This window comes from Neobacillus sp. 19 (assembly GCF_049463095.1).
In the GTDB taxonomy this organism is placed as follows: Bacteria; Bacillota; Bacilli; order Bacillales; family Cytobacillaceae; genus Neobacillus.
Genome location: NZ_JBMPZU010000029.1, coordinates 96,578 through 121,203 on the forward strand (window position 1 = coordinate 96,578; position 24,626 = coordinate 121,203).

General features: G+C 41.0%; 24 protein-coding genes and 1 pseudogene. 2 read left to right on the forward strand and 23 right to left on the reverse strand.

Annotated elements, in window-relative coordinates:
* Nucleotides 1-6: 6 nt before the first annotated feature.
* From ACO1D1_RS07070 to ACO1D1_RS07085, 4 genes are read right to left on the reverse strand one after another with little or no spacing between them, the layout of a single operon-like run.
* Nucleotides 7-966 (reverse strand): siderophore ABC transporter substrate-binding protein, encoded by a 960-nt coding sequence (locus tag ACO1D1_RS07070; RefSeq protein ID WP_149868483.1) that lies wholly within the window; start codon nucleotides 964-966, stop codon nucleotides 7-9.
* 20 nt (nucleotides 967-986) lie between these two features.
* Nucleotides 987-1,748, reverse strand: a complete 762-nt coding sequence (locus ACO1D1_RS07075) for an ABC transporter ATP-binding protein (RefSeq protein WP_423335403.1) — start codon at nucleotides 1,746-1,748, stop codon at nucleotides 987-989.
* Complete coding sequence (locus ACO1D1_RS07080) at nucleotides 1,745-2,695, reverse strand: iron chelate uptake ABC transporter family permease subunit (protein ID WP_149868481.1); 951 nt, start codon at nucleotides 2,693-2,695, stop codon at nucleotides 1,745-1,747. Before ACO1D1_RS07080 ends, ACO1D1_RS07075 begins: the two co-directional genes overlap by 4 nt.
* A complete protein-coding gene (locus tag ACO1D1_RS07085; protein WP_149868480.1) occupies nucleotides 2,688-3,638 on the reverse strand; it encodes an ABC transporter permease in 951 nt (316 codons plus the stop codon). The genes ACO1D1_RS07080 and ACO1D1_RS07085 overlap by 8 nt, the downstream gene beginning before the upstream one ends.
* 215 nt (nucleotides 3,639-3,853) lie before the next feature.
* Here ACO1D1_RS07085 and ACO1D1_RS07090 point away from each other — a divergent pair, with 215 nt between their 5' ends.
* A complete protein-coding gene (locus ACO1D1_RS07090; RefSeq protein WP_423335404.1) occupies nucleotides 3,854-4,336 on the forward strand; it encodes a hypothetical protein in 483 nt (160 codons plus the stop codon).
* A 211-nt stretch (nucleotides 4,337-4,547) separates the two neighbouring features.
* On the opposite strand, the gene ACO1D1_RS07095 is transcribed toward ACO1D1_RS07090, so the two are convergent.
* The 7 genes from ACO1D1_RS07095 to ACO1D1_RS07125 form a co-directional block, all read right to left on the reverse strand.
* The gene (locus ACO1D1_RS07095) at nucleotides 4,548-5,228 is read right to left on the reverse strand and encodes a DUF2642 domain-containing protein (protein ID WP_149868478.1); all 681 of its coding nucleotides are present in this window, start codon (nucleotides 5,226-5,228) and stop codon (nucleotides 4,548-4,550) included.
* 30 nt (nucleotides 5,229-5,258) lie between these two features.
* Entirely contained in the window at nucleotides 5,259-6,620 is a 1,362-nt protein-coding gene (locus tag ACO1D1_RS07100) for an arsenic transporter (protein WP_423335405.1), read from the reverse strand.
* A gap of 286 nt (nucleotides 6,621-6,906) precedes the next feature.
* Nucleotides 6,907-7,932, reverse strand: a complete 1,026-nt coding sequence (locus tag ACO1D1_RS07105) for a DUF418 domain-containing protein (RefSeq protein ID WP_423335406.1) — start codon at nucleotides 7,930-7,932, stop codon at nucleotides 6,907-6,909.
* Between the two features lie 180 nt (nucleotides 7,933-8,112).
* Nucleotides 8,113-9,627 carry an acetyl-CoA hydrolase/transferase family protein gene (locus ACO1D1_RS07110; protein ID WP_423335407.1) on the reverse strand — a complete coding sequence of 505 codons (1,515 nt, stop codon included), beginning with the start codon at nucleotides 9,625-9,627 and terminating at the stop codon, nucleotides 8,113-8,115.
* Between the two features lie 131 nt (nucleotides 9,628-9,758).
* Nucleotides 9,759-10,403, reverse strand: a complete 645-nt coding sequence (locus ACO1D1_RS07115) for a LytTR family DNA-binding domain-containing protein (protein ID WP_149868475.1) — start codon at nucleotides 10,401-10,403, stop codon at nucleotides 9,759-9,761.
* A 30-nt stretch (nucleotides 10,404-10,433) separates the two neighbouring features.
* Nucleotides 10,434-11,003, reverse strand: a complete 570-nt coding sequence (locus ACO1D1_RS07120) for a hypothetical protein (RefSeq protein ID WP_423335408.1) — start codon at nucleotides 11,001-11,003, stop codon at nucleotides 10,434-10,436.
* Between the two features lie 22 nt (nucleotides 11,004-11,025).
* On the reverse strand, nucleotides 11,026-11,643 hold the full coding sequence (locus tag ACO1D1_RS07125; protein WP_149868473.1) for a methyltransferase: 618 nt from the start codon (nucleotides 11,641-11,643) through the stop codon (nucleotides 11,026-11,028).
* A gap of 240 nt (nucleotides 11,644-11,883) precedes the next feature.
* Here ACO1D1_RS07125 and ACO1D1_RS07130 point away from each other — a divergent pair, with 240 nt between their 5' ends.
* A complete protein-coding gene (locus ACO1D1_RS07130; RefSeq protein ID WP_423335409.1) occupies nucleotides 11,884-12,702 on the forward strand; it encodes a PRD domain-containing protein in 819 nt (272 codons plus the stop codon).
* A 51-nt stretch (nucleotides 12,703-12,753) separates the two neighbouring features.
* Here ACO1D1_RS07130 and nagE read toward each other — a convergent pair whose 3' ends face one another.
* The 12 genes and pseudogenes from nagE to ACO1D1_RS07190 all read right to left on the reverse strand — a co-directional run bounded on the left by nagE (nucleotide 12,754) and on the right by ACO1D1_RS07190 (nucleotide 24,318).
* Complete coding sequence (nagE, locus tag ACO1D1_RS07135; RefSeq protein WP_423335410.1) at nucleotides 12,754-14,202, reverse strand: N-acetylglucosamine-specific PTS transporter subunit IIBC; 1,449 nt, start codon at nucleotides 14,200-14,202, stop codon at nucleotides 12,754-12,756.
* 226 nt (nucleotides 14,203-14,428) lie between these two features.
* Complete coding sequence (locus ACO1D1_RS07140) at nucleotides 14,429-14,917, reverse strand: PTS sugar transporter subunit IIA (RefSeq protein ID WP_223820872.1); 489 nt, start codon at nucleotides 14,915-14,917, stop codon at nucleotides 14,429-14,431.
* Between the two features lie 268 nt (nucleotides 14,918-15,185).
* The gene (locus ACO1D1_RS07145) at nucleotides 15,186-16,103 is read right to left on the reverse strand and encodes a Gfo/Idh/MocA family protein (RefSeq protein ID WP_149868469.1); all 918 of its coding nucleotides are present in this window, start codon (nucleotides 16,101-16,103) and stop codon (nucleotides 15,186-15,188) included.
* Between the two features lie 41 nt (nucleotides 16,104-16,144).
* The gene (locus ACO1D1_RS07150) at nucleotides 16,145-16,912 is read right to left on the reverse strand and encodes a TerC family protein (RefSeq protein WP_423335411.1); all 768 of its coding nucleotides are present in this window, start codon (nucleotides 16,910-16,912) and stop codon (nucleotides 16,145-16,147) included.
* Between the two features lie 159 nt (nucleotides 16,913-17,071).
* Complete coding sequence (locus ACO1D1_RS07155; protein ID WP_423335412.1) at nucleotides 17,072-17,242, reverse strand: twin-arginine translocase TatA/TatE family subunit; 171 nt, start codon at nucleotides 17,240-17,242, stop codon at nucleotides 17,072-17,074.
* A gap of 22 nt (nucleotides 17,243-17,264) precedes the next feature.
* Nucleotides 17,265-18,182: a 4Fe-4S dicluster domain-containing protein gene (locus tag ACO1D1_RS07160; protein ID WP_423335413.1), complete on the reverse strand. Its 918-nt coding sequence runs from the start codon at nucleotides 18,180-18,182 to the stop codon at nucleotides 17,265-17,267.
* 56 nt (nucleotides 18,183-18,238) lie between these two features.
* Entirely contained in the window at nucleotides 18,239-19,066 is an 828-nt protein-coding gene (locus ACO1D1_RS07165) for a dimethyl sulfoxide reductase anchor subunit family protein (RefSeq protein WP_423335414.1), read from the reverse strand.
* A gap of 15 nt (nucleotides 19,067-19,081) precedes the next feature.
* A pseudogene (locus ACO1D1_RS07170) lies at nucleotides 19,082-19,631 on the reverse strand (DMSO/selenate family reductase complex B subunit).
* Between the two features lie 30 nt (nucleotides 19,632-19,661).
* Nucleotides 19,662-22,232, reverse strand: coding sequence for a molybdopterin-dependent oxidoreductase (locus ACO1D1_RS07175; RefSeq protein ID WP_423335415.1), 2,571 nt, complete (start codon nucleotides 22,230-22,232; stop codon nucleotides 19,662-19,664).
* An 18-nt stretch (nucleotides 22,233-22,250) separates the two neighbouring features.
* The gene (locus tag ACO1D1_RS07180) at nucleotides 22,251-22,976 is read right to left on the reverse strand and encodes a TorD/DmsD family molecular chaperone (RefSeq protein WP_423335416.1); all 726 of its coding nucleotides are present in this window, start codon (nucleotides 22,974-22,976) and stop codon (nucleotides 22,251-22,253) included.
* Nucleotides 22,977-23,003: 27 nt separating this feature from the next.
* Nucleotides 23,004-23,786, reverse strand: coding sequence for a hypothetical protein (locus tag ACO1D1_RS07185; RefSeq protein WP_423335417.1), 783 nt, complete (start codon nucleotides 23,784-23,786; stop codon nucleotides 23,004-23,006).
* Nucleotides 23,787-23,817: 31 nt separating this feature from the next.
* Nucleotides 23,818-24,318, reverse strand: a complete 501-nt coding sequence (locus tag ACO1D1_RS07190; RefSeq protein ID WP_423335418.1) for a 4Fe-4S cluster-binding domain-containing protein — start codon at nucleotides 24,316-24,318, stop codon at nucleotides 23,818-23,820.
* Between the last annotated feature and the right edge of the window lie 308 nt (nucleotides 24,319-24,626).

Sequence of the window (24,626 nt, forward strand, 5' to 3'; positions counted from 1 at the left end):
TATTTTTTATAATGCTTCTTCTATTTCTTTTGCCATTGTTTTTACGGATTTTAAGCCGCCGCCGCTTAGGTACCATGAGTCTGCATCGAGGTAGACGATCTTATCATTTTTATAAGCTTCGGTTTTCTTTACTAGCTCATTTTCTACGATTTCCTTCGCGCCAACTTCGCCGCCGACAGCGGTCGCGCGGTCAATGACGAACAGGACATCCGGATTCTTCTCTCTAATGTATTCAAACGTAATACTCTGTCCGTGTGTGGAGACTTCAATATTCTTATCTGCCGCGCCGAAACCAAACACATCGTGAATGAGTCCAAAACGGGAGCTTGGGCCATAGGCACTTACTTTTCCTTCATTCGCTAAGACAATTAATCCTTTTTGATCAAGTGCAGATGCTTTCTTGTTTAATTTTTCGACACTGGACTCAATATTTTTTAATTCACTCGCTACTTTGTCTTCTTTTCCAAAAATTTCGCCAATTAGATTCATATTTTTTTCAAAAGAATCCATGTAATTGCCATAATCAAGTCCAATATATACGGTTGGTGCAATCTCTGCAAATTGATCATATAATTCTGCCTGGCGTGTAGAGATAAAAATAACATCTGGCTTCAGCGCGTGAATCGCTTCAAAATCTGGCTCCTTTAGACTACCGACATTGGTGTATTTTTTATCTGCATATTTCTCCAAATAGGAGGGAACGGTTGCTTGCGGGACTCCCGTAACTACTATACCTAACTCATCTAGGGTATCTAATACACCAAAATCAAACACAACTACTTTCTTCGGGTTTTTTTCCACAATGGCTTCACCATATTGATGCTTGATTGTCATCTTCTCTTCCGTTACTACCTTATTGGAAGATGCCGTTTTCGCTTTGCCCTCCTCTTTTGATTCCCCTCCACATGCAGCTAAAACCAAGAACATAGTAAAAACTAATCCTAGAAAACTCCATTTTTTAAACATCTGCCATTCTCTCCTTTACATCATGAATTAAAATACACACAGATCCTGCAGTTGTTCATCTCCTGAATGGGAATATCCATATCGTAAATTTCACTCAAAGCTTCCGACTGAATGATCTCCTCAGTCGGCCCATCCTTCACAACCCTGCCATCCTTCATCGCCACAATTCGGTCCGAATAAACGGAGGCAAAGTTAATATCGTGAAGGACAATCACAACCGTTTTTCCGAGCTCATCTACTAACCGGCGCAAAATCTTCATAATCTGAACTGAATGCTTCATATCCAAATTATTCAGCGGTTCATCAAGCAGGATGTACTCAGTATCTTGGGCAATGACCATCGCGATAAAGGCCCGCTGCCTCTGACCGCCTGATAGTTCGTCTAAATAGCTGCCCTGTATATCCGTTAAATGCATATACTCAAGCGATTGCCCGACAATCCGTTCATCCTCTTCGGTTAACCGGCCTTTAGAATAAGGAAACCGGCCAAACGAAACAAGCTCGCGTATCGTAAGGCGGACATTCATGAAATTTGACTGCTTCAAAATCGACACACGTTTGGCGAAATCATTCGATTTCATTTTCCTTACATCCGCCTTGTCGACAAGCACTTCTCCCGTATCAGCATCAAGCAGACGGCTGACCATCGACAAGAGAGTGGATTTACCAGCACCGTTTGGCCCAATAAAAGAAGTAATTTTTCCAGGTTTAATCGTTACTGTTACATCATCCACAACCGACTTCTTCCCGTAAAACTTCGATACTGACTTTACCTGAATCATGCCGTTTTCCTCTCCTTCAATAGTAAATAGATGAAATAAACACCGCCAACAAAATTAATGATGACACTTAGTGTTGTCGAAAAAGTAAACACCCTTTCAACCACCCATTGCCCGCCGACAAGTGCAATGATACTCATAATTACCGCACCGCTGATTAGCACCTTATGTTTGTATGTTTTAAAAAACTGATACGATAGATTAGCGACAATTAAGCCAAAAAAGGTTATTGGTCCAACAAGTGCCGTAGAAATGGAAATGAAAATGGCTGCAATCACCAGCATTTGTTTCACGATTAAATCGTATGGAACACCGAGATTGATTGCCATCTCGCGGCCAAGCGATAACACATCAAGATACTTAATATAGCGCCACGCATAGACAACCACTAACGCAACGATGACAAGAGCAAGCCACACCAAATCCGAATTAATATTGTTAAAACTGGCAAACATCCGGTCTTGAACAATCTGAAACTCATTTGGATCAATCAGCACCTGAAAAAAGGTCGAGATACTTGAGAAAAATGTACCGACGATGATGCCGACCAGTAATAAAAAGTAGACCGACTGGCCGCCTTTTTTAAATAAAAAGCGAGAAAGAAAAAGGGCAAACACAATCATCACAACAACAGAAAGTAAAAAGTTCATCTGTTTATTTACCACAATCAAGTGGCTTGAGCCTAAAAAGAAAATAATCACCGTTTGCAACAGTAAATACAATGCATCTAATCCCATGATGCTAGGCGTTAAAATGCGGTTATGGGTAATCGTTTGGAAGACAACCGTTGCATAGGCAACCGTAAACCCAGTAATCACCATGGCAATCACCTTTACCGCCCGTCTTGGTAAGGCATAATCAAAACTGCCATTTAGATCATGTAATAAGTAAAGCACACAGCACACGGCAGCAACTAAAGCGAGACTGACCATTTTCATCGAGTTACGCATAAGCCTTCCTCCTAAATAGAAGATAGAGGAAAATCCCGCTGCCGATGACGCCAACCATGAGACTGATTGAAATTTCATACGGGAAAATAATCACCCGGCCTAAAATATCGCAAACCAGCAGAAAGTTCGCTCCCAGAAGAGCTGTATGCGGCAAGGTTTTTTGCAGATGATCTCCTTTAGAAATCGAGATGATATTCGGAATAATCAAACCTAGGAACGGGATCATCCCAACCGTTAACACGACCGTTGCCGTAATTAATGCAACAAGCACAAGCCCTATGTTAACGACCCTGCTGTATGCAAGACCTAAATTTTTCGAAAAATCCTCCCCCATCCCGGCTACGGTAAAGCGGTTGGCATAGAAATAGGCAATAACTAATATCGGAATACTTATGTATAAGAGTTCATACCGCCCTTTCATGATCATCGAAAAATCACCTTGAAGCCACGCCGACATATTTTGAATCACATCTGCCCGATAGGCAAAAAATGTCGTGACAGAGGATAAGATATTCCCAAACATCAGCCCGACAAGAGGAATGAAAATGGCATCCTTGAACTTGATTCGATCGAGAATTTGCATAAACAAAAACGTTCCGCCAAGCGCGAATACAAAGGCAATGGCCATTTTTTCGAGCATTGAAGCGTTGGCAAATAGCAACATTGAAACAAGGATTCCCAGACGAGTCGCATCCAGGGTTCCTGCCGTTGTCGGCGAGACAAATTTATTGCGGCTAAGCTGCTGCATGATCAAACCGGCAATGCTCATTCCCGCTCCTGCCAGTAGAATCGCCACAAGCCGCGGCACCCGGCTGATCAGGAATATTTGTGTTTCTTCAGATTGAAAGTCTAGTAGATCCATTGGTGAAAGACTGCTAACCCCAACAAACAATGAACCGGCAGATAAAATCAATAATCCCAATAGTAAATATCGTTTCTTCATGACTGACCCCAATAAAATGTAGTTTTTATAGATGAGATTGAAAATCATTATCATTAACTTACAATTTTGATTATAACAAAGTAAAATACATTGTCAACGGTAAATGAGAACTTTTATCAATTAGAAAAGCAGATTCCAAAAAATGAAAAATATATTTTTCCAATACATAATGGACTTCCTACACCACATAAATTGGGCAATAGGAGGTGAATGGAGTGAAAAAATACCTATTGGTTTTAGTCTTACCGCTCATCTTTTTATTGTCGGGATGTCTTAGCGATCCTGTACAGGATGACTTACTAAACTATGTAAATAAAGAAATGAAGAATGCAGCGAAATTGGAAGTTGAGGCTGTTTCTGCCTACGAAAGTGTGACCGGTGCAAATTATCAGGATGACCAAACCCTCTACGATGTCCTGCTAAACGAGGTGATTCCAACGTATAATGAATTTATTAAGGAGTTGGACTCGGCCAACATTGAAACGGATGAGGTAAAAGAAATTCACGAGATTTATATTAAGGGCGCAGACATCCAGTTTAATGCCTTTGCTAAAATAAAACAGGCCTTAGAAGAACAGGATGCGGGTCTAATCCAGGAAGCCAACGACATGCTGGCGGAAGCCCGCACGCATATCCGCGATTATAAAAGTAAGCTAACCAAACTGGCGAAGGAACATGATGTAAAAATTGAAAAATAATTGAATGCACCTCAAAAATACATGAACATTGTTTTCGGGAAAAACATATTTTAATAATAGAATATCACCTAAAAGAGGACCGTGGTCCCTTAACACCACGGCCAAATAAATATTGTCAGAGATTGAAAGAATAATCCATCCTTTGTCAGCCAAACAAGTGTGGATTATTTTTTTGTTTTCTTTTTCTTAACACTCTGCTCACCCTTCAGATTTAATTCGCCAGATAGATGGTCTTCACATGCTCTAAATTCCGATACACGGTCTCTCTTCCTGCTGTGATTAACGATAACCTTCTATTCACGGCCTTCTGCAGCAAACCTATTTTTTCACTGCTATCCCCGCCATCGATGACAACCAGCTGATTCTCCAACTTTTTACATTGCTCATCGAAGCTTCTTGCCAATGGAATCTTCATTGAATGAACAGGGAGAGATTGATGGTCCAAGGAATACGGCGTTGCATTTTCCGGATATGGGATTAGCCATTTCACATGGTTCATTGAAATAAATACGGTTTTATATACCGACGAGTAAAAAACAAAATAGTCATTCATGATACTTGTTAAATAGCCGTGGATCGACTTATTCCCTGTTACATATACCTCAACAAATCTTCCCTTTGCATTGTTCAGCATTCTCCGAAACGAAATCGCCTGTGAATCCGTTTCAAGCGGCTTTTCAGTGGGTAGTTCATAATAGGTGCTGTTTTCCTCGATTTTCGTTTCTTTCATCCGCTGAATATGAATGGACGGAATATAGTAGAAGTTCCCCGTTCTCCCCACATATAAAACAATGATGTCCAATCCAGCATCAACAAGAATGCCTGAGTAAAAATTCCCGCCTGAAATTTCAATTTCAATATTTTTCCTCATTAAATCGCCAAACTCATTCATATTCATTTCTCCTTCATCTTTTAACCCTTGTTATTGTAGTGCCCCGCCAAAGAGCCATGAAACCCAATAATATAAAACTACTAGCGTAAACAATGTTGCTGGAGGTATAACCACGAAGGTGATTTTTACGTATTCCCACCACGTGATCATGATTTTTCCTTTTCGAACGATATGCATCCACATCAGTGTAGCAAGTGTACCCATCGGGAGAAGTAAGGATCCCATGTCACTGCCAATGACGTTCGCTAAATAGGCTACCTTCAGAGTCAACGTGTCTAGTCCCATATGGGTCAACGTCAGCGTTCCAACCATGAGTGCCGGGTGATTGTTGAAAATATTAGAGAGGATGGATAGGAGTCCGCCCATCATCACACTTGCATGAAGCAGGCTTCCGGATACCATTGGCTCCATAAAGGCAATCAGCCAGTCCGTTAAACCGATATTATTCAATCCGTAAATAATCACATACATACTAAAAGCAAAAACGAGTATATACCAAGGAGTTTTTTTCAGCATATCAGTTGGGGGAATTTTGAGATACGCCCATCTCCACCCCAATAGAATAAGGGAACCGATTACCGCCATAAGTGAAACTGGGATAGCAAAATACGATGCGACAAAAAGGCTGACACGAACAGCAAAAACAAATAGCAGGACATTACGCATGAACCTGGAACGGTCTTTTTCAGAAGAATGTTTTGTTTCAGGCTTTAGCGGGTGATAGGATGATTTAGTTAGTCCCTTAACATTTATCGGAACGGTTTTCGGCAATACTTTTTTAAAGCGAAGGAACAGCAGATAGACCAACAGCAGAAGCCCGAGTGTTGCTGGAACAAACATCATCGCTGTATGCATATACAGGCTCATATCGACGATTTTCAACGCGATTAAGTTAACGATATTACTAACGCCAATTGGGGCACTTGAAGCAGTGGCAATTAAGCCCCCCGATAATAAATACGGGATTTTTTGATGGTTTTTAAGGCCCATATTATTTAGCAGCATTACTAGAATCGGTGTCGTGATTAAAATACTTCCATCATTATTGAAAAAAAGCGTCATGAGAAAACATAATAGGTTAACGTACCAGAAAAGCCGTATACCGGACCCTTTTGCTTTGGCGGCGAGTTTCTCAGCCACCCAGTTAAAGAAGCCAAAGCTTTCTAAGACGATGGCCATGACAATCGTGGCGATAATGGTGATGGCGGCACCGCTGATGGTTTCCGTGATGATACCAAGGTCGGCCAGCGTAACACTTCCGCTGATAAAAACAAGAACCGCGCCAATTGTGGCGGGAATCGCCTCGTTCATTCCGCGCGGTCTCCAAAGGATAAAAATCAGTGTGGCCACAAACGAGAAAATGGTCATCCACACCATTGGTTGAAATTGCATAATGATCTCCTCTCAAATGCTCATAATTCATGATGTCATCATGATGCGGCATTCACTCCCCTAACAGTTCGTCCGCTCCTGTCCCCCCTTCCATTTGTCTCTCTTGTTTCTATGTACTTTATTTATATGTGCCGAGCATAAGACAGGCTCTAGGTTTGTACCCTTTTGGGGAAAATTCCACAAGAATCTAGATACGTTGGATAAAGAAAAAAGGGTGTCAGGCACCATGTGAAAAATTCACATGGTGCCTGACACCCTTTTTACCCTAATAACGTGGCATATATTATTATGTTTGTTTTCTAAGCGGCGGGATTTCAAAATAGGTTACTATTCTCCATATCCATTCCACCGGACCATATCGGAAGAAGCGGAGCCACATCACACTGAAAAAGAGCTGGATGATATAAATCGTTATACACAGGTAAAGGGATTGGATATAAGTTATTTTATTAAATAAATTTAGCGTATTACCAGCTAGAAACAGTAAAGCTGTCTGCGAAATATAATTAGTCAATGCCATTCTTCCATAGCTTTTCAGGGGGGATAATACCTTTTGAAAAAAGGAAGATTGCAACAGGAAAACTAGGAGTCCGACATAAAAGGCTGAGATAACCGGACCAATTGTAATTCCGATGCTTAAGAAGCGCTGTACCGCCTGTAAATCCGCCTCTGAGCCATATCCAATGCTGGCAGGCGCAAATTGATATTGATAAATCAGGCCGGGAACACTTAAAGCAAACATGATACTGGTAAAAAGGATTACCTTATTGCGTATTTTAGAAAGCCGTTCAAACACTTGAAATTGTCCAGCGGCGATTCCTAATAACATCAGCGGAATCACCATAAACAGTTTAAAGGAGAAGAACCCTAAAACAATTAACATCACGGTTCCGAACACAAGATTTACCACTTTATTCGCTTTGTAAAACGGCAAAATAAATAAGCCGCATATGGCATAAACCGTTAAGGCCTCCCCTGGATGAAACTGAACATGGACTAAACCGATAATAAATAACGCAGCCATTCGCCTCAGGAATAAAATATAACCGTTTCTTCCTTTTATATTGGCCCGTGTGATAAAAATATAAAATCCAACCCCAAATAAAAAGGTGAAAATTGTATAAAAGCGCCCTTCCACAAATAAATATAAAAATCTCCAATAAGAGGCCTCCATCGTATGGGGTGATGGCAGCTTCACGGACAGTAGCGGGAGCACATTCACCAAAATAATCCCCAATAACGCAAACCCCCGCAAATAATCCAGCGTATCAATTCGTGTACTTCCATCCATAACCAGTCTTTTATCTTCCATTACTATCTCCTTCATAGTGCTAATGGTGCCTGACACCCTTATTACTATTTCTCCCATAAATATACAACAATTGATTCTCAGGAAAAAGGAAAAACGCTTTGATTCGATGGATCAAAGCGCTGCTTTTGTTTGTTTATTGATTTTATTTGGTAACGGCTGCAGGGATACAGTTTAATCAGGTTAAACGGTTTCTCGCACTGGCTGCAGCATGGTTCCGTTTGCAGCAAAATTTGTGTGCCACGAAAATGCCTTCTCCAGCACATGCGGGGTTTGCCCTCCTCGCGTAAGGGCTTCTTGATAATATTCACGAAGCTGTTCACGATACATAGGATGTGCACAACGTTCGATAATCAATTCTACCCGCTGCCGCGGTGCCAAGCCGCGTAAATCGGCATACCCCTGCTCCGTGACAATGACGTCCACATCATGCTCAGTATGATCCACATGTGAAACAAATGGGACAATACTCGAAATCTTCCCGCCCTTGGCAATTGATTTCGTCACAAAAATCGCTAAGCGGGCATTGCGGGCAAAATCACCTGAACCGCCGATACCATTCATCATTTTCGTTCCCGATACATGGGTAGAATTGACATTCCCATAGATATCTAATTCCAGCGCCGTATTAATCGAGATTAAGCCGAGGCGGCGGATGATTTCCGGATGATTGGAAATCTCCTGCGGCCGCATAATTAATTGGTCGCGGTATTTTTCAAAGTTCCCGTATACCTCTTTCATTTTTTCATCAGAAAGGGTAATGGAACAGCAGGACGCGAATCGAACCTTGCCGGCATCGATTAAATCAAACACCGCATCTTGCAATACCTCAGAATAAACCTCTAAGTCCTTAAACTCTGACTTGAGCATGCCATGCAGAACAGCATTTGCTACCGAACCAATTCCCGACTGGAGTGGGGCAAGGCGCTCCGTCAACCGTCCGGCCTTCACCTCGGTCCGTAAAAACTCAATCAAGTGATTCGCCATAATTACGGTCTCTTCATCAGGCGGAACAATCGTTGATGGCGAATCAAGCTGATTCGTGAACACAATCCCTCTTACCCTCTCGATATCAACTGGAATTCCAATCGTCCCCATTCTGTCATCTGCCTTTTTCAACGGAATTGGGTCTCTCTCCCCCTGCTTTCCAGGGTCGTATAAATCATGTAATCCTTCAAGATTAACTTGGTGTGCTAAATTGATTTCAATAATGAGTGATTTTGCATTTAAAGCAAACGATAAGGAGTTCCCAACCGAGGTGGTTGGAATCACCATCCCATCTTCTGTAACTGAGAACGCTTCCAAAATCGCGAAATCGACAGGATCCATTACACCTGCTCTTACCAACTCAGCCGTGTGTGACAAGTGCTGGTCAACAAACAGCATTTCGCCATTATTGATTTTACTTCGCATCGTCGGGTCCGCCTGGAACGGAAGTCTCTTTCCAAGAATTCCAGCCTCCGCAAACAACTTATCCACATCTGAGCCTAAAGAAGCTCCCGTATACACATTAACTTTAAAAACTTCTGTCTCAGCTCGTTTCACTAACGCAAATGGAACTGCTTTAACATCACCGGCACGTGTAAATCCGCTTAACCCCAATGTCATCCCATCTTCAATCCACGATGCTGCCTCTTCTGGAGTTACTACCCGATCCCAAAGACGCTGATCCCGAATCCGTTCTAATTTATTATCCATCTGTCATCCCACTCCCCTAGTGAAATTTTAAGATAATTTTAACCGATAAAGTTTATCAACTAGAGGTTTCAGAGATACATTACGGAAAATTCAGATAAAACAGCATTTCCGCCGTCTTAAACAGAATATTTCTAAAATCCTAGCAGTCTGCGAAAATAACTGGAATAAGATTGACTTACAGGCACTCGGTCGCCGTTATCCATCGATAGGATAAAAGTTGAATGAGAATCAGGGAAGATCTCCTTAATATGATTGACGTTCACAATAAACGAACGATGGCAGCGGATGAAATAATCTTTGGGCAGCAAGAACTCAAATTCTTGGAGAGAATATTTATGTGTGCCGCTGTGAACTTTAGTATGAACATATGTCTTTTTATCCTTCGCCTCTAAATAAATTACCTGTGCGAAGGGCAGCGGCACCCAACCGTCTCCGGTTTTTATTGTCACTACTAACTTCCCGCTTGTCAGTGCCGGGAAAATCGCCGTCACACAGCCTTCCAGTTTCCCTTCGTGAAAAAACGGCACCGCCATTCCATGATAGGGAACTCCAAACAGTTCACGATTAATAAACTCAGAAATTTTTTGTTTCGAATGAATTGCCTTATAGGCAATCGTCCCTTCCTTCAACGAGTCACCAGGGGTGATTTTCAAATCAATCCGCTTACTCGGCCGATAATAAATATATTCCTTCGTATTCGAAACCGCGATCGAAATCTCCTCCGAAAACAACTCACTAATCACATCCAAAAGCGAAACAACCGTAATACTCTCCATACCAATCCCCCCTCTAACAACAAAACAAACTCAATTGTCCACGCCACACGGACACTGTCCACGAATGGTGCCTGACACCAATAACACCAATAACACTATTATATTAGCAGAAACATGTGTAACAGGAAGGCCGCGAGGAAGAGTCATGGCGGTGATGAGGTGGAATTTGCGGCGGAAGCCAGAGGCTTTTTTGTGTCTCAAGAGGCCGGCAATCAGTGTTATACCCAGCAGCACGATTGCCAGGTAGCCGCTCAGCAACTTTCCATGTCCATAGCCCAGCATTGCTCCAAATTCGTAAATATTAATTAACGCGTGTCCGATAATAACTGTAGTACCAAGCAGTGCAATCTTAATATGCCATTTCATTAAGTACCGGGAAAACTTTGCAAGCCGAATCTTCACCTTCCGAATGGTTGTTCTCCGAATGACCAAAAAGATGAAATACATATTAATATTGATTAAAAAGAGAAACACCGCTGCCTGAGCCAGTACCTGTCCTGTTACAATTAATGTGCTGTCATGCGGTCGGAAAAACCATATATACACAATCGAGACAACAATCAACACAATATTAGCAGCACTCCATAATCGATGGTACATAAAAAAGTCCTCGCTCCTCCCCCTAATATTCCAGCCGATATATTAAAAACCGTTCATTCGGGTCATGTTCATACAAATCCGGCAGGATGACCTCTCCTTTTAATACAAACAAAGTCTGGTTTTCGAGAAAATAAATATAATCCTCGGATGGATAGTATAACACCAGCTCAATCTCCCGTTCCACGTTCTCCACCGACAGCAAAATATGGTTGACTATCTTCCTAAACACTTGAATTGAAAACGGGTTAAAGAAATAAAAGCGATTATCCCTTGGATTAATCTCATACTCCTCTGCTAAGCAGCAATGAAACTGAATTTGCTCAGGCCCTTTTTTCGTTTTCCGTGCATAACTGCCAAGATTTTCAACAGCGGCCTGATAAAGAAGCTCATTCATTTCGATTCCCACTACAGACACATGAAAAAAATAGTGGAGATAAAAATTTAACCGCCCTTTCCCGCAGCCATAATCCACTACCCGGTCACTGCTTTTCACTTCATAATGACGAAATAGCTCCTCCAGTGCACTATAAGGCGTCGGCTCATACGGATGATAATGCAAGGACTTATTTTGGGAGGCCCCCCCATGGTGGTCTCCCTTTGTTTTGATGTTCAATAATTTATCATAATAATGTTCTTTCATCACTTACACCTATACAATTATATTTAAAACAGAAGTAATACCATACTAGATTAAACCATTTTGTGAAAAAAAGACATTAAATCCACAACCGCATCCCCTTTTTGCGATTATCCGCTTGATAAGGAGGAAAAAGTGGTATAATGTCGAAATTTATATACAATAGAAGAATGATTTGGCTAGTACTCATAAGGACAACATCAATTCTTTATTTCTAGAAAGAAAGAGCCGGGAGGTGGATCAGTGAAAATCAAAAAAATATTAAATAACAACGCCGTTGTTGTTACAGATCATAATGAAGAAAAAATTGCCATTGGTGCAGGGATTGCTTTTCAGAAAAAGAAAAATGACATCGTGAACCCCAGCAAAATTGAAAAGCTGTTTGTCATGAAGGAAAATGAGAAATTCCAGCAGCTGCTTTTACAAATACCTGAAGAACATTTTGCACTTTCAGAAGAGATTATTACCTACGCCGAAGAATCCCTTGGCAGCAAATTAAACGAGCATATTCACATTGCCCTGACCGATCACTTATCCTTTGCCATTGAACGAGTGCGGGATGGAATCAATCTTAAGAATAAACTACTTAATGAAATCAAAATTCTATATAAAAAGGAATTTGATATCGGCATGTGGGCGCTTCGGCATATTGAGAAAAAGACGGCCATTAAGATGCCTGTGGATGAAGCAGCCTTTATCGCCCTCCATCTTCACACCGCTAATTTAAATGGCGGGGACATGAAACAGACGCTTCGACAAACGGCCATCATTGGAGATATGGTGCAAACGATTAAGGATTATTTACATATTGAAATAGTTGAAGACGATCTTTCATACCAGCGCCTAATGACCCATCTCCGCTTTGCTATTTCAAGAATCAGTAATGGTGAACCAAATACAATCGATGATGAGATGCTGAAAATGATCACTAATAAATTCCCCATTGCCTACAAATGTGCAAAAAAGGTTGCCAAAGACCTTTCACTAAATCACGAAATCCATCTGCCAGAGCATGAACTTGGATACTTAACACTTCACATCGAAAGACTGCGAAAACGATAAAAAACGCTTGGGCTCTGAAAAAGAGTGTCCAAGCGTTTTTGTCTGCTATTATTATTTTTTCTTTCGGATTTTCACAATCTCATCAGCCACAAATTGTACATTTGTTCCGACAATGACTTGAATGCTTTGCGGACCGACGATATTGATTCCAGGTACGCCTGTTGCTTTAATTTTCTTTTGGTCGACAGCTTTCATGTCCTTTACTTCCATTCTTAGACGAGTGACACAGTTGTCAACAGCCATTACGTTTGCGTCGCCGCCTAAGCCTTCATAGATTTGAGCTGCCATCGCAGCAAATTTGCTTTCTCCCTTAGCAAGAGAAACTTCTTCAGCATCTTCATCATCATCTTCACGGCCAGGAGTCTTTAAGTCGAACTTTTTAATGATGAAACGGAACAAGAAGTAGTAAATAACTGCAAACACTAAACCTTGAACAATCAACCAAAACGGCTGATTTGCCATTGGATTTCTTAGACTTAAGAAAAAGTCAATAAATCCTCCACTAAAAGCAAAGCCTGCTGTCCAATGGAATGCGGCTGCAATTGCCAATGAAAGACCCGTTAAAACGGCATGAACAAGATACAGCATTGGTGCTAAGAACATGAACGCAAACTCAATTGGTTCTGTAACCCCTGTTAAGAAGGATGCAAAGCCTGCTGCAAGCATTAAGGAAGCTACTTGTTTTCTCTTTTTTGTTTTTGCTGTATGAACCATTGCTAATGCTGCTGCAGGTAACCCAAACATCATAACTGGGAAGAAGCCTGCTTGATACATGCCTGTGACTCCTTTTTCACCCTTACCAGATAAGAAGTTCCCAATATCGTTAATTCCGGCAACGTCAAACCAGAACACGGAGTTTAACGCATGGTGTAATCCCGTTGGAATTAAAAGTCGGTTGAAGAAGCCGTAAAGACCTGCGCCAACAGCACCTAAATCACTAATCGTTTTACCAAATGATACTAGTGCAGTATAGATGACTGGCCAAACAAAGAACAACACTCCAGAAACCACTAACATTGCAACCGCTGTCATAATAGGTACTAAACGTTTTCCGCTAAAGAAAGCAAATGCATCTGGCAACTTTACATGACTGAAGCGATTGTACATCATCGAAGCAACAATACCTGAAAGAATACCGATAAAGGCATTGCCGATTTTTGCAAATGCTGGGTCTACCTTTGCTGGATCAATTCCTTGCAGCAATGCAACCGATCCAGTTGAAAGCAGGGTTGTTACGACTAGATAGGCAACCAAACCACTTAGCGCTGCTGAACCATCTTTTTCTTTTGCCATCCCCAGCGCCACACCAACTGCAAAAAGGATTGGGATATTGTCGATGATTGATCCCCCTGCTTTTATTAAGAAGGCGGCTAACGGACTATCTGCTCCCCAGCCCGTAGGATCAATCCAATAACCAATACCCAATAAAAGGGCCGCAGCTGGTAAAATCGCAACCGGTAACATTAACGAACTTCCCAGCTTTTGAAAATACTTTTTCATTTTTTTACCCCCTATAAATTTTTGTCAAACTACTCTTAACAACTACTAAACTACTACTAAACGCCAAACGAGCTAACAATAAAATAAATAATTTCTGAAATTACAGCATGACGAGTAGCAGCCTGGAATCCGTTTTACTATTTTGTCACTCACCTCCTTAAAGGCAAATTTTTTATAAAAAGTGAAGCGCTGCTGAAAATTGTGGCAGCCCTTCACTTCTGATAAATTACTTTGCAGCAGCTGTAAATAAAACCGTCTTACCGGCAGTGCCTTCCTTTTCCTCAGTAAATGTATATTGCTTTTTACCATCTTCACTGTTGGTAATAACAACCGGTGTGATTGTGCTTTTTGCATTTGTACTAATATATTCCCAATCCACTTCAATTAGGAGTTGTCCCGCAGAAACTTTGTCCCCTTCATTAACGGCAACGTTAAAGCCCTTACCGTCTAAAGCTACGGTTTCTAAACCGACATGAATAAGGATTTCTGAACCATCCTCGGCACGAAGGCCAACTGCATGCTTAGTGGCTGCAACGAGAATAACTGTCCCCTTTACAGGAGAAACAATATCCCCGCTTGTTGGCATCACGGCAATCCCATCGCCCATCATTTTTTGACTGAAAACAGGATCGGGAACTTCCTCAAGAGAAACAATCTTCCCATTGACTGGTGTATAAAATTCAACTGGCTCTTTTTTAAAAAAATTAAACTTCATTACAATTACCCCTTTACTTTTTTGTTTATGGTTCCCAAAAGATGTAAAAAAAACAACAAAAAAAGACATGGAGGTACAAATAAATGGACATAAAGATCCATTCATTTTTACCACCATGCCTGATCGTATCAGTAACATGTGATCAATATATAACGTATAACCTTATCATACCACTAATCAGTAATATTTCAAGATGCAAATACAAACATTTTTTATGGGTAAAATTGTCTATCAAAGAAGGCTTCTCCTTTGGTGGAGGGTAGCTTTGTTATATTTCCATACCTTTTGCTAACTCTTCGATTATCTTTTCACAGATTTCATGGGTTTCCAGTGCATCTAATGACGAGAATCTTGGTTTACTGTGTGTTCCGAGTGCATCGATAAAATCTGTAACGAGTTGGTGGAATCCACGTTTAATAAGGGTAGGTTCCCAATCACTGCCGCGAACTTCGGTCGTTTCCATATCTTTCGAAATCACTAACTTCGACACATTATAAACCGTTCTTTTTTCCAAAGGCCCCATGACTTCGGTAACTTCCTCGCTTGTTCCATTATCCCTATTCATAATCCCTATTGCTGTTGCTCCGTTTGAAATAAATTGAACGACTACGTGGTAGAGCTTGTCGCCTTCCATTCTCCCATTTACGATTAGCTCCTCAATTGGGTACGGAAATAAATATCTCATTGTATCGACAACATGAATGAAATCGTCATAAATGAAGGTTCTCGGTTCACCGGGCAGACCTTTCCTATTTTTCTGGACAACCACCATATTTGGGTCGGCAACTTCTTTCAGTTTCGTGTAAGAAGGGGCATATCTTCTATTAAAACCGGTCATGAGAATTAAACCCTTCTCCTCTGCAAGTTCAACAAGCTTTTTAGCACCCTCATAATGATCCGTGATCGGTTTATCCACAAACACATGGATATTGTTCTGTAACAATGCTTGGACTATTTCTTCATGTGAAGACGTGGACGAATGAATAAATGCCCCCTTTATCCCACTGTCTAGTAATGATTCAAGACTTGTATGCAGATTTTCAAAACGGTATTGACTGCCAATGGACTCCAGCTTCTCTTTGTTTCTTGTGTATAAATGAAATTCCACATCTCTTATTTTACTGTAGACAGGCAGATACGCCTTTTGCGCAATATCCCCAAGTCCGATTATGCCTAATTTAAGCATAGGATTCCCCTTCCTTCTTTGCCATCTATTGTTAAACCTTATTAATGAGAATATTTTTCAGTTTTTGACTTCCGAACGGCATGGATAATAAAAGTAATCACAAACGCCATGACCATTACAATAATAAATATTTCATTCGCAATATGAATATTCACAAGCGTGAGTCCCATCTTAACCGCAATAAATGTAATCAAAACATATGCCGTCGTTTCAAGTTCTGGGACCCTGTTCATCAAACTAATGAAAAATGTTGCCACTCCCCGCATTAACAAAATTCCAATCATCCCGCCAAGCAAGATAACCCAAACTTCTTCCGATACAGCTAAGGCAGTGAGAATACTATCCACAGAAAACGCTAAGTCCATTAACTCGACACTAATAACAGTTGCCCAGAAGAATCCGAACGTTTTCGTTAACCAACCCGTTGGCTGATGTTTTGTTTCCTCATCATCATTCTCATTATGTTTATATTTTTCGATAAAGAACTTAACGGAAAGCCAAAGCAAATATAACGCACCAATTAACTTAATAAACCAAAGTTTTATTAAGAACGTTCCAAGTCCAATGAAGATAAAACGAAATACATACGCTCCCCAAAGTCCATAGACTAATGCTTTCTTCTGCTGCTCTTTTGGTAATGGTTTTACAAAGGCCGATAACACTAGGGCATTATCAGCTGATAAAATACATTCCAGCACGGCTAAAGATAAAATCATCCCCCAGGCCTTTGGTGAGGATAATACCTCAGCCCACATATGCCAATCTAACATAGATGAAAAAGTGGATAAAATTTCATTTAACATATACATTTCTCCTTTGTTGATCAAACAAACAATCGACTCTTAGTTTGTCCAATCCATATTAAACAATATAGTACTTTTTGTAAGAATAGAAAAGGAATCTGATATCAGGAAACACAAAAAAGCACCACAAAATCCTTTCGTGGTGCTGATTGTTTTCTTATTGGATTACATTTTTTCTTCTTTTTCCTCATCCATCAATCCTTTAGTGGATGTTTTGAATTCTTTTAAAGATTGACCAACGGCTCTTCCTAGTTCCGGTAGTTTCTTAGGGCCGAATATGATCAGAGCCAGGACTAAAACAATAATTAAACCTGGTATTCCGATATTTGATAACATATTAAATCATCTCTTTTCATTTTTAACATGTTTGGCTACTTAAGTAACCATCCTTCCGACTTGCACAAACCGGACATTTTTCATCATGGTCATGTAAAGTTTGAAAGCTATTTTTGCATAAGCTGCACGTTTTCTGATACACATCTAAGCTTTTCGAAATAGCTGTTGCCAGTAATCTAGTTACACTAACAGCATTTTCAGGGCATAGGTCCTGACAAATCATACAGCCGGAACAGGATTGAAGATTTATAGTGAAATCATTCTCACCCAAGTTAAAGCAGGTTTTAGGACAGGTCACTTCGCACGCCTTACAAAGCGTACACTTCTCGGGAGCAATGGTCACATCAAAAAATTGATAGTCTGGATAGTATCGATTTACATCTAAATCCATATGATTAAAACGCCATTTAGCCGGGGTCACTTGTCTAACAAATGACTGACTTTCTTTCTTCCAAAGTGAAAATAATTCTCTTCTTGAATATGAGTTTTCAAGAACTATTTCCTTCTCGATCATAAAAGGTTTCTTCCCCAGCTGATCTAACACTGAATGAACTTCTTCCAGCGAATCCGTCCATGCCTGGCTAAACTCTTTTTCTTCACAGGCAATCGTGGTGACTCCTTTAGCATGGTAAATCAACAATTCCTTCAAAGGCGGCGGATCCACATTAGTCATGGCGATTAATTTTTTTTGAAAAAAAGATTGCTTTGGTAATATGCCGGCAACCGCTTGAACGGGACAGGCTGCCAGGCATTTTCCGCATGAGGTGCACTTCTGATTATCAATTACCAGTTTTCCTTCTGAAAAGGTAATCGCATCTTCCAGACAGGCGGTCAAACATTTTTCACAAGTAGATCGGGGGCTTATATGGCGCACACAAGCCGATGGTAAAATTTCAAAATCATATGCAAGACTTTCCACCCACTTATCAACAAATCCCACTAACTTCACCCCCGATTATTTTCACAGGCAGAAGCAGGCTGCCTCCACGATATCTCTTATGATCCTAATACGTAAAACACATATCTGCTCATGCCCTCAGCAATTACAAAGAAGATCAGCGCAGCATAGATGAAGGCGTAATTCAATTTATTCTTAAGTGATAGATAGGCCAGCAGCACGAGCCCGGCAATTTCAATCACCCAGCGAACTCCAATCATGCCGGAATATGGCACCATTTTATGTGCAGCTGTTTCCCCCGCAATTGTCTGTATTTCAGGTATATACGCATTGAACATAGCGGAACCAATTAATTGAACGGCAATCCCAATGATACTAAACGTGAATGCCCATTTGATTGCTTTTAGGATTGCTTCACCCTTAAGAGATTTTGCCAGTAGGCTTGCCCCAAGAATTGGCCCCAAGGAAAAGGCTGTACCATAAAAGACAAAATACGTATTCAGATGATTCCAGCCGTTAACACGAGTAACAGTATAGGCTGATGCCATGCAATAAATATCAATCATCCCAACCAGACCGGTGATCAACATAAGCACCGGATTGATTTTCTTCTGAACAACCGCAAGACCTGCTGTTACACACGCTAACGCGATGAATACACCTGTTACAACAATTTCATTGCTCATCCATGACCGGCCAAAGCCTCTGATGGCGTTAAGGGCATGGATCGGTTTGCCAAGATGAAAGAAAGCCCCAAATAAACCAACAATCGCTAAACAGGCAATGACTAAAAGTGGTACTTTCATTACTTTAATAGAATTTGCGCCGCCATCAATCATTTTCCCATTGATAAACCATAGGAACAAGATTCCGCCAACCGCAGCTGGGATAGCGATCGTAAATATTAATAAAGCCCATTCATGCATTTTTCTTCCCCTCCTTTAATTTGATTGACCTAATGAAGTAAGCACGAGGTTTGGTTTTGTGATAGATGAGCTTGGCATCCCTTTAATGTCCGCATTTTTCCCGTATTTCGCACGGAGCTTGTCAATCTCATCAAACTCAATCGCCCGCATCGGACATGAGGTTACACAAACCGGTTCCTCACCCTTATTCCTTAAATCAATACATGTATCACATTTCGTCATCATCCCGAGCTCTTTGTTGTATTGCGGTGCACCATATGGACAGTTCCATTCGCAATAGCGGCAGCCCATACATTTTTCTTGGTCGATTAAGACAACACCATCCTCTGTACGCTTATAAGCTGCACCCGTAGGGCACCCCTTCACACATCCCGGTTCATCACAATGATTGCAGGATATCGATAAATGGTACATAGATACATTAGGAAACGTTCCTTCCCTGAAAATCATATACCCGTCGAAAATTCCGGCCAACTTCTAAATTACTTTTATCCTTACATGCAATCACACATGTTTTACAACCAATACATTCGGCAACGTTAACGTAAAATCCCATTTGAGGCATTTCAGCCAACCTCCTCTCTCGTCCTGTCTGTTAAAATTTGATAATCCGCTGATCCCATTTGTAATCTTCTTCAAGTGGTGTACCATTCCATTTTTCAATATTGCATCGAGCCGTATTATATCCGGAAGTACCCAGTCCTGTTGGGACAAATCCCACTAGCATATTATCTGCACCAGCACGGTCCACTTCATCCTTCTCGTCCAGATCTACCCAGGCTCCATGCGGCAGGGCAACTGTTCCTGGCATTAGTGTCTCGACCACAAGTGCCGGCCGGAGTGTCTTTCCATATTCATTGGCAAGCATCACCGTCTCACCTGTTTTGATCCCCAATTCATCTGCGTCCGCACGACTTATATAGACTGGATTTGGCCATACTTCCCTGAGCTGTGGTACATTGTCAAAGGTGCTGTGCGAGCGGCGTAAGTAATGTGGGTTAAAGACCTGATATGGAAACTTTCCTTTTCTCTTCTTTTTCCAATCTGAAAAAGTAGATTCATAGCCTTCCGCCCTTGGTTCATATTTAGGTATTGGAGAAATTTCGGTAAAAGCTTTCTTGGATGCTTCATTCATCGCTTTACAATAAATTTCAAACTTCCCACTCTCGCTTGATACAGGGTTCTTTACAGGATCATCAATAAAATCCTTATAAGCAATATAGCCTAAATTATCGCCTTTTTTCCTTGGAACCTGATAAATACCTGCATCTAAAAACTTCTGCAACCCGATACGACCTTGCTGTGGTGTTCCTTTTACACCCCACTCTTGAATGCCTTTCGCCGTAATAGTACAAAGTGGTTCGAAGTCCTTTCCGTTTTCTTTTACCACCATGCTTCCGGCAAGCTGATTGAAAAATTGTTGTTTTTCACTAATTGGGTATACTTCTTCAGGGTTCTTTCCAAGTTTCTTAATCAATAATTTAGCAATCTCTTGATCACTTTTCGCCTCGTATAATGGTTCAACGATTTTAGACCAGGCAATTAATATTTCACGATTGCCGCCTGTAACAGATCCATCTCTTTCCCACTCAGTTGTTACTGGGAGAACAATATCTGAATACTTAGCCGTTGTTGTCAAGGCATAAGCGTTTGTGACAACAAATTCAACTTTTCGGTGTGCTTCAATTCCTCTCATAATATTGCTTCGTGTTTGAAGGACAGCGTTATATCCATGATAAATAAATTGAATGTTTACGTTTCTTTCACCTTCACCTTTTTGCAAATACTTCCCTTTCAAAACTGCATCAAAGATTTGATTTTCATTAATCACATTTGTAATCGGATTCGGAATATCAGGTAATCCTTTGCCCCCGGACGTTAATAGTGCCGGACCATTATTCCCGGCATATTCCCAGCAGCTGACACCAGTCATATTTCCGGAACTTCCCATATGTCCTGTCATCATACCGAGTGTGGAGAATGCCTGTACCCAGCCTTCGCCGTTATTAATCCTTGCCGGTGCCCATCCCGTCAATAGGGCGACTCTTTCAGTACCGCCAATTTCTCTTGCAAGATAACGGATTGTACTTGCTTTCACACCACATATTTCTGCTGCCCACTCAGCAGTTTTTGGCTGATTGTCATATGTTCCTAAAAGATAATCCTTGAAGTTTTCCTTTTGATCCACTCCTGCCGGCATATGCTCAGCATCAAAACCAACCGTATATTTATTTAAAAAATCCCATTTCACAAGCGGATTCGTTGTCGGATCATCTTCTTCGAGTAAGGTATGCATAATACCAAGTGCCAGAGCATGGTCTGTGCCTGGGCGTACAGGTATCCATTCAGCCCCAAAGACATTAGCTGAGTCCGTATAAAGAGGGTCAATGGTGATAAAACGTGCCCCGGCCTTTTTAGCCTGCAAATAGTTATAGGTGGCACTTCCCATCGTGCTCCAAGCAGGATTAGCTCCCCATAGGACAATCAGTTGAGAATTCCTTAAATCCACACGGTCATTAATCCCCTGGACATAAAGGCCTTCACCGACACCAAGCATCTCATACGTATAAAGCCATGCGCCCCATGAGATGGTTCCCGTACTGGCAGTATAACCACCCACGGTTGACATCGCCTTCCCCATTTCACTTCCGCCTGTCACCCAAATAGATTCGTTTCCATATTTACTACTAATTCTTTTCGTTTCTGAGGCGATATGTTCAATTGCTTCTTCCCAAGAAATCCGAACCCATTGATCCTTTCCACGGAGCTCCTTCTTGCCTCCGCCAGGCTGCCAATTTTTCCGTTTCATTGGGTATTTTAAACGATCTGCATTAAAGACTTGATGCCGTTGTGACCGTCCCCGTAAACAACCGCGTTGTTGCGGGAAATCCGGCGAATCTGCATGTGTATCATCTGTTTTTTGCCGAATCACAACACCATCTTTGACAAGTACTTTATTTAAGCACCTGCTGCCACAGTTGTGCCAGCAAGCTGCGGTTTTCCATACTCCCTCTCCACTGGGATCATCAGTTCCAATGTTTCCTTCTGCTTTAGCGACAAGACCTCGGGAAACGGGTACTGCCATTGTGGCGGCGGCGGCGGAAGTCCAGCCAATGAACGACCTTCTCGTTAACTTAAAATCTCTAATTTTATTCAATAGATCCATCTTAATAACCCTCCTTATCTATTTGTCCTTAACAATCTCTATCTTCAATAGTTCTTGTAGAACTTCTGAATCCATTTGGATAAAATGTTCCAAGATTGTTGCAAGCCCTTTAAAAAAACCTGTTTCGGCATGTGCAATGACCTTTCCAGCGAATTGAGGAATAAATGCCAGCAAATGTTCATCAATGAATCGCTGCTGTTCTTTAAGCAAATGATTAATTTCTCTGCACACATCAGACTTTTTTTCATCACTTGCCCGAATGCAAAACTCGTTTAGCCGATAGACAAAATCAAGCTCCAGACCAACGTGGTCATCCGGTTCAACATTGAAATCTGATGTTTGAAAGCCGTATTTCTCGTATACCTTTCTTACATCCATGGTTGTCTTCTGGAACAAAAGCTTATCCTTCCTTACATAGACCGATTCCCAAGGCTGCGCTGGTGCTTCAAAAGGCCCAATAAACATCCTCGTATAATCCCAATGCAAATCCTCGAAATGGCTGTCAATACGGACAGGATCATGTTTCGATAGATACCGTTTGACCACCTGCACCCCTTCGTTGATTCCATCCGCCTCTTCCTGGAAGGGGAAGTGTTCAATCATGTTTCTTTGAATAAATTCTTTGATGTACTCCTTTGACGGCTCCTCAATGAAGAATCTTCTTAAAATGTCATATGCAAATTGCCTTGCATAGAAAATATTGACTAGATCCTTGATCATAATCGACTGTTTTACCGTTTCCATATTATCGCTCCTTTTCTGCTAGTAGGATCAAACCTCTTCAAGAACAAACATATTAGGTGTGGTTAATTCCAGCTGCACTTCCCTGATGACCTGCTCATTTCTCTCCATTTCGACCACATTGGATGAAATGACAATATCAACCTCTCTATTTTTCAAAAATGGTATCGCCGCAATTGGGAATTGCAGAAAATTGTAATGATCATTCATCGTAAATGGCACATACTTTTTTTCTAAGACTTTCTTTACCTTTACCTTGTCCTTCCCAAACACCTTTGCTGTCTTAAAATAATAATCCCGTGGGGAAAATTGATACGTCTCATTTAAAATTTGATCATGGTTTTGCTGATAGATTTGCCCGGTAAATTTGTTTTCCAATGAGCAGTAATGAACACCCAGCTTGAGATTCTTCTCCATTGCAAATTTGACGAGATCCAGGCAAAGTTTTTCACTTTCTGCCACAGCCAATCCACCCGCATACCAAAAGTTGTAATACACTTCATATGGTGGATTTTTAAGCTCTAAACCCTTATCCCTGAAGGCCTGTGCATTCCCAAGAGGAAAGCAGAATTCCAATAAATTAATACCAAAAATATCAAGCCGGTCGAGTTCAAGCAAAAGAGACTTCATTTCATCTCCGGTTCCCGGAATAACCGGCATTTCAACCATTACATCCGGTATATATTTCTTAGCCAGAGCGATTTTCGTAAGAATGTGCTTTCTCTTTTGTGCTGAGTCCTCCATTTTGATACTAAAGCGAATTTCATTTAAATGAGTGTCAGACAATGCTTGTAGAGTTTCTTCATCAAGCAAATCTCCTGCTGTATATAATCTTGTATGTGCATCAGGAACTAGTTCGTCTGCAAGTTGGAAAAAGTCCAGCGCTTCTTCCCTTATGCAACAGAGGCTCCCCTCCTGTTAACGCAATGTGTGTCAAGTTGACACCCTGTTCTACTAAACTTTTTAAATCTCCATTTACATTTTTCTTGTTTTGTAAATAAAAGTTGTATTCATCTTGATTCTTGTTAAAGCAAAAATAGCAATCTCGGTGGCATCTTAACGATACGAAGGTGGTATAACTACCAGTCCCTTTTGCACAGGCTTCACAAGCACTTGAAATCCGTTTGTTTGATAGAATACTTTTGTTGTTATTCCGATAAATAGCGCCCATCGAAAGCAATGTTTCGTGTACTGCTGCATTATGGTGCTCCCTTTTGGAAAGCGGCAATCCAAAAGACTCAATCTGTTCAACGGTTGCTGCTTCAATATTTGCGTAAATGTCCGCATACGAAACAAGTGATTTATTGTTTATTGTCCTTAAATTGTCTTTTGAAAGATTGTTCATCTTACCAAACCTCCTTTTCGGATTTTTTCAGCCGATAAGAAAGGTTAACTTTCCTATCAGTCTTAAGTGCAACTACGCCTAATCTCCGCCTTAACGGCTCGCCAATCGGCAAGTTTTCTTCAGTATTGGATGCTTGTGAATGATTTCACATTCACTTTATGATTTTATTATAGTTTTTTAGCTGTTGAGTTGATATGGCCATGCTACACGAATAAGCACGGCTATTTTTGTGCCCTGCATACAAAAGTCTTTAACGATTCTGTGACATTTATTGTTCAGACCATCTGCTTGCTTTAAGATGAATGTAG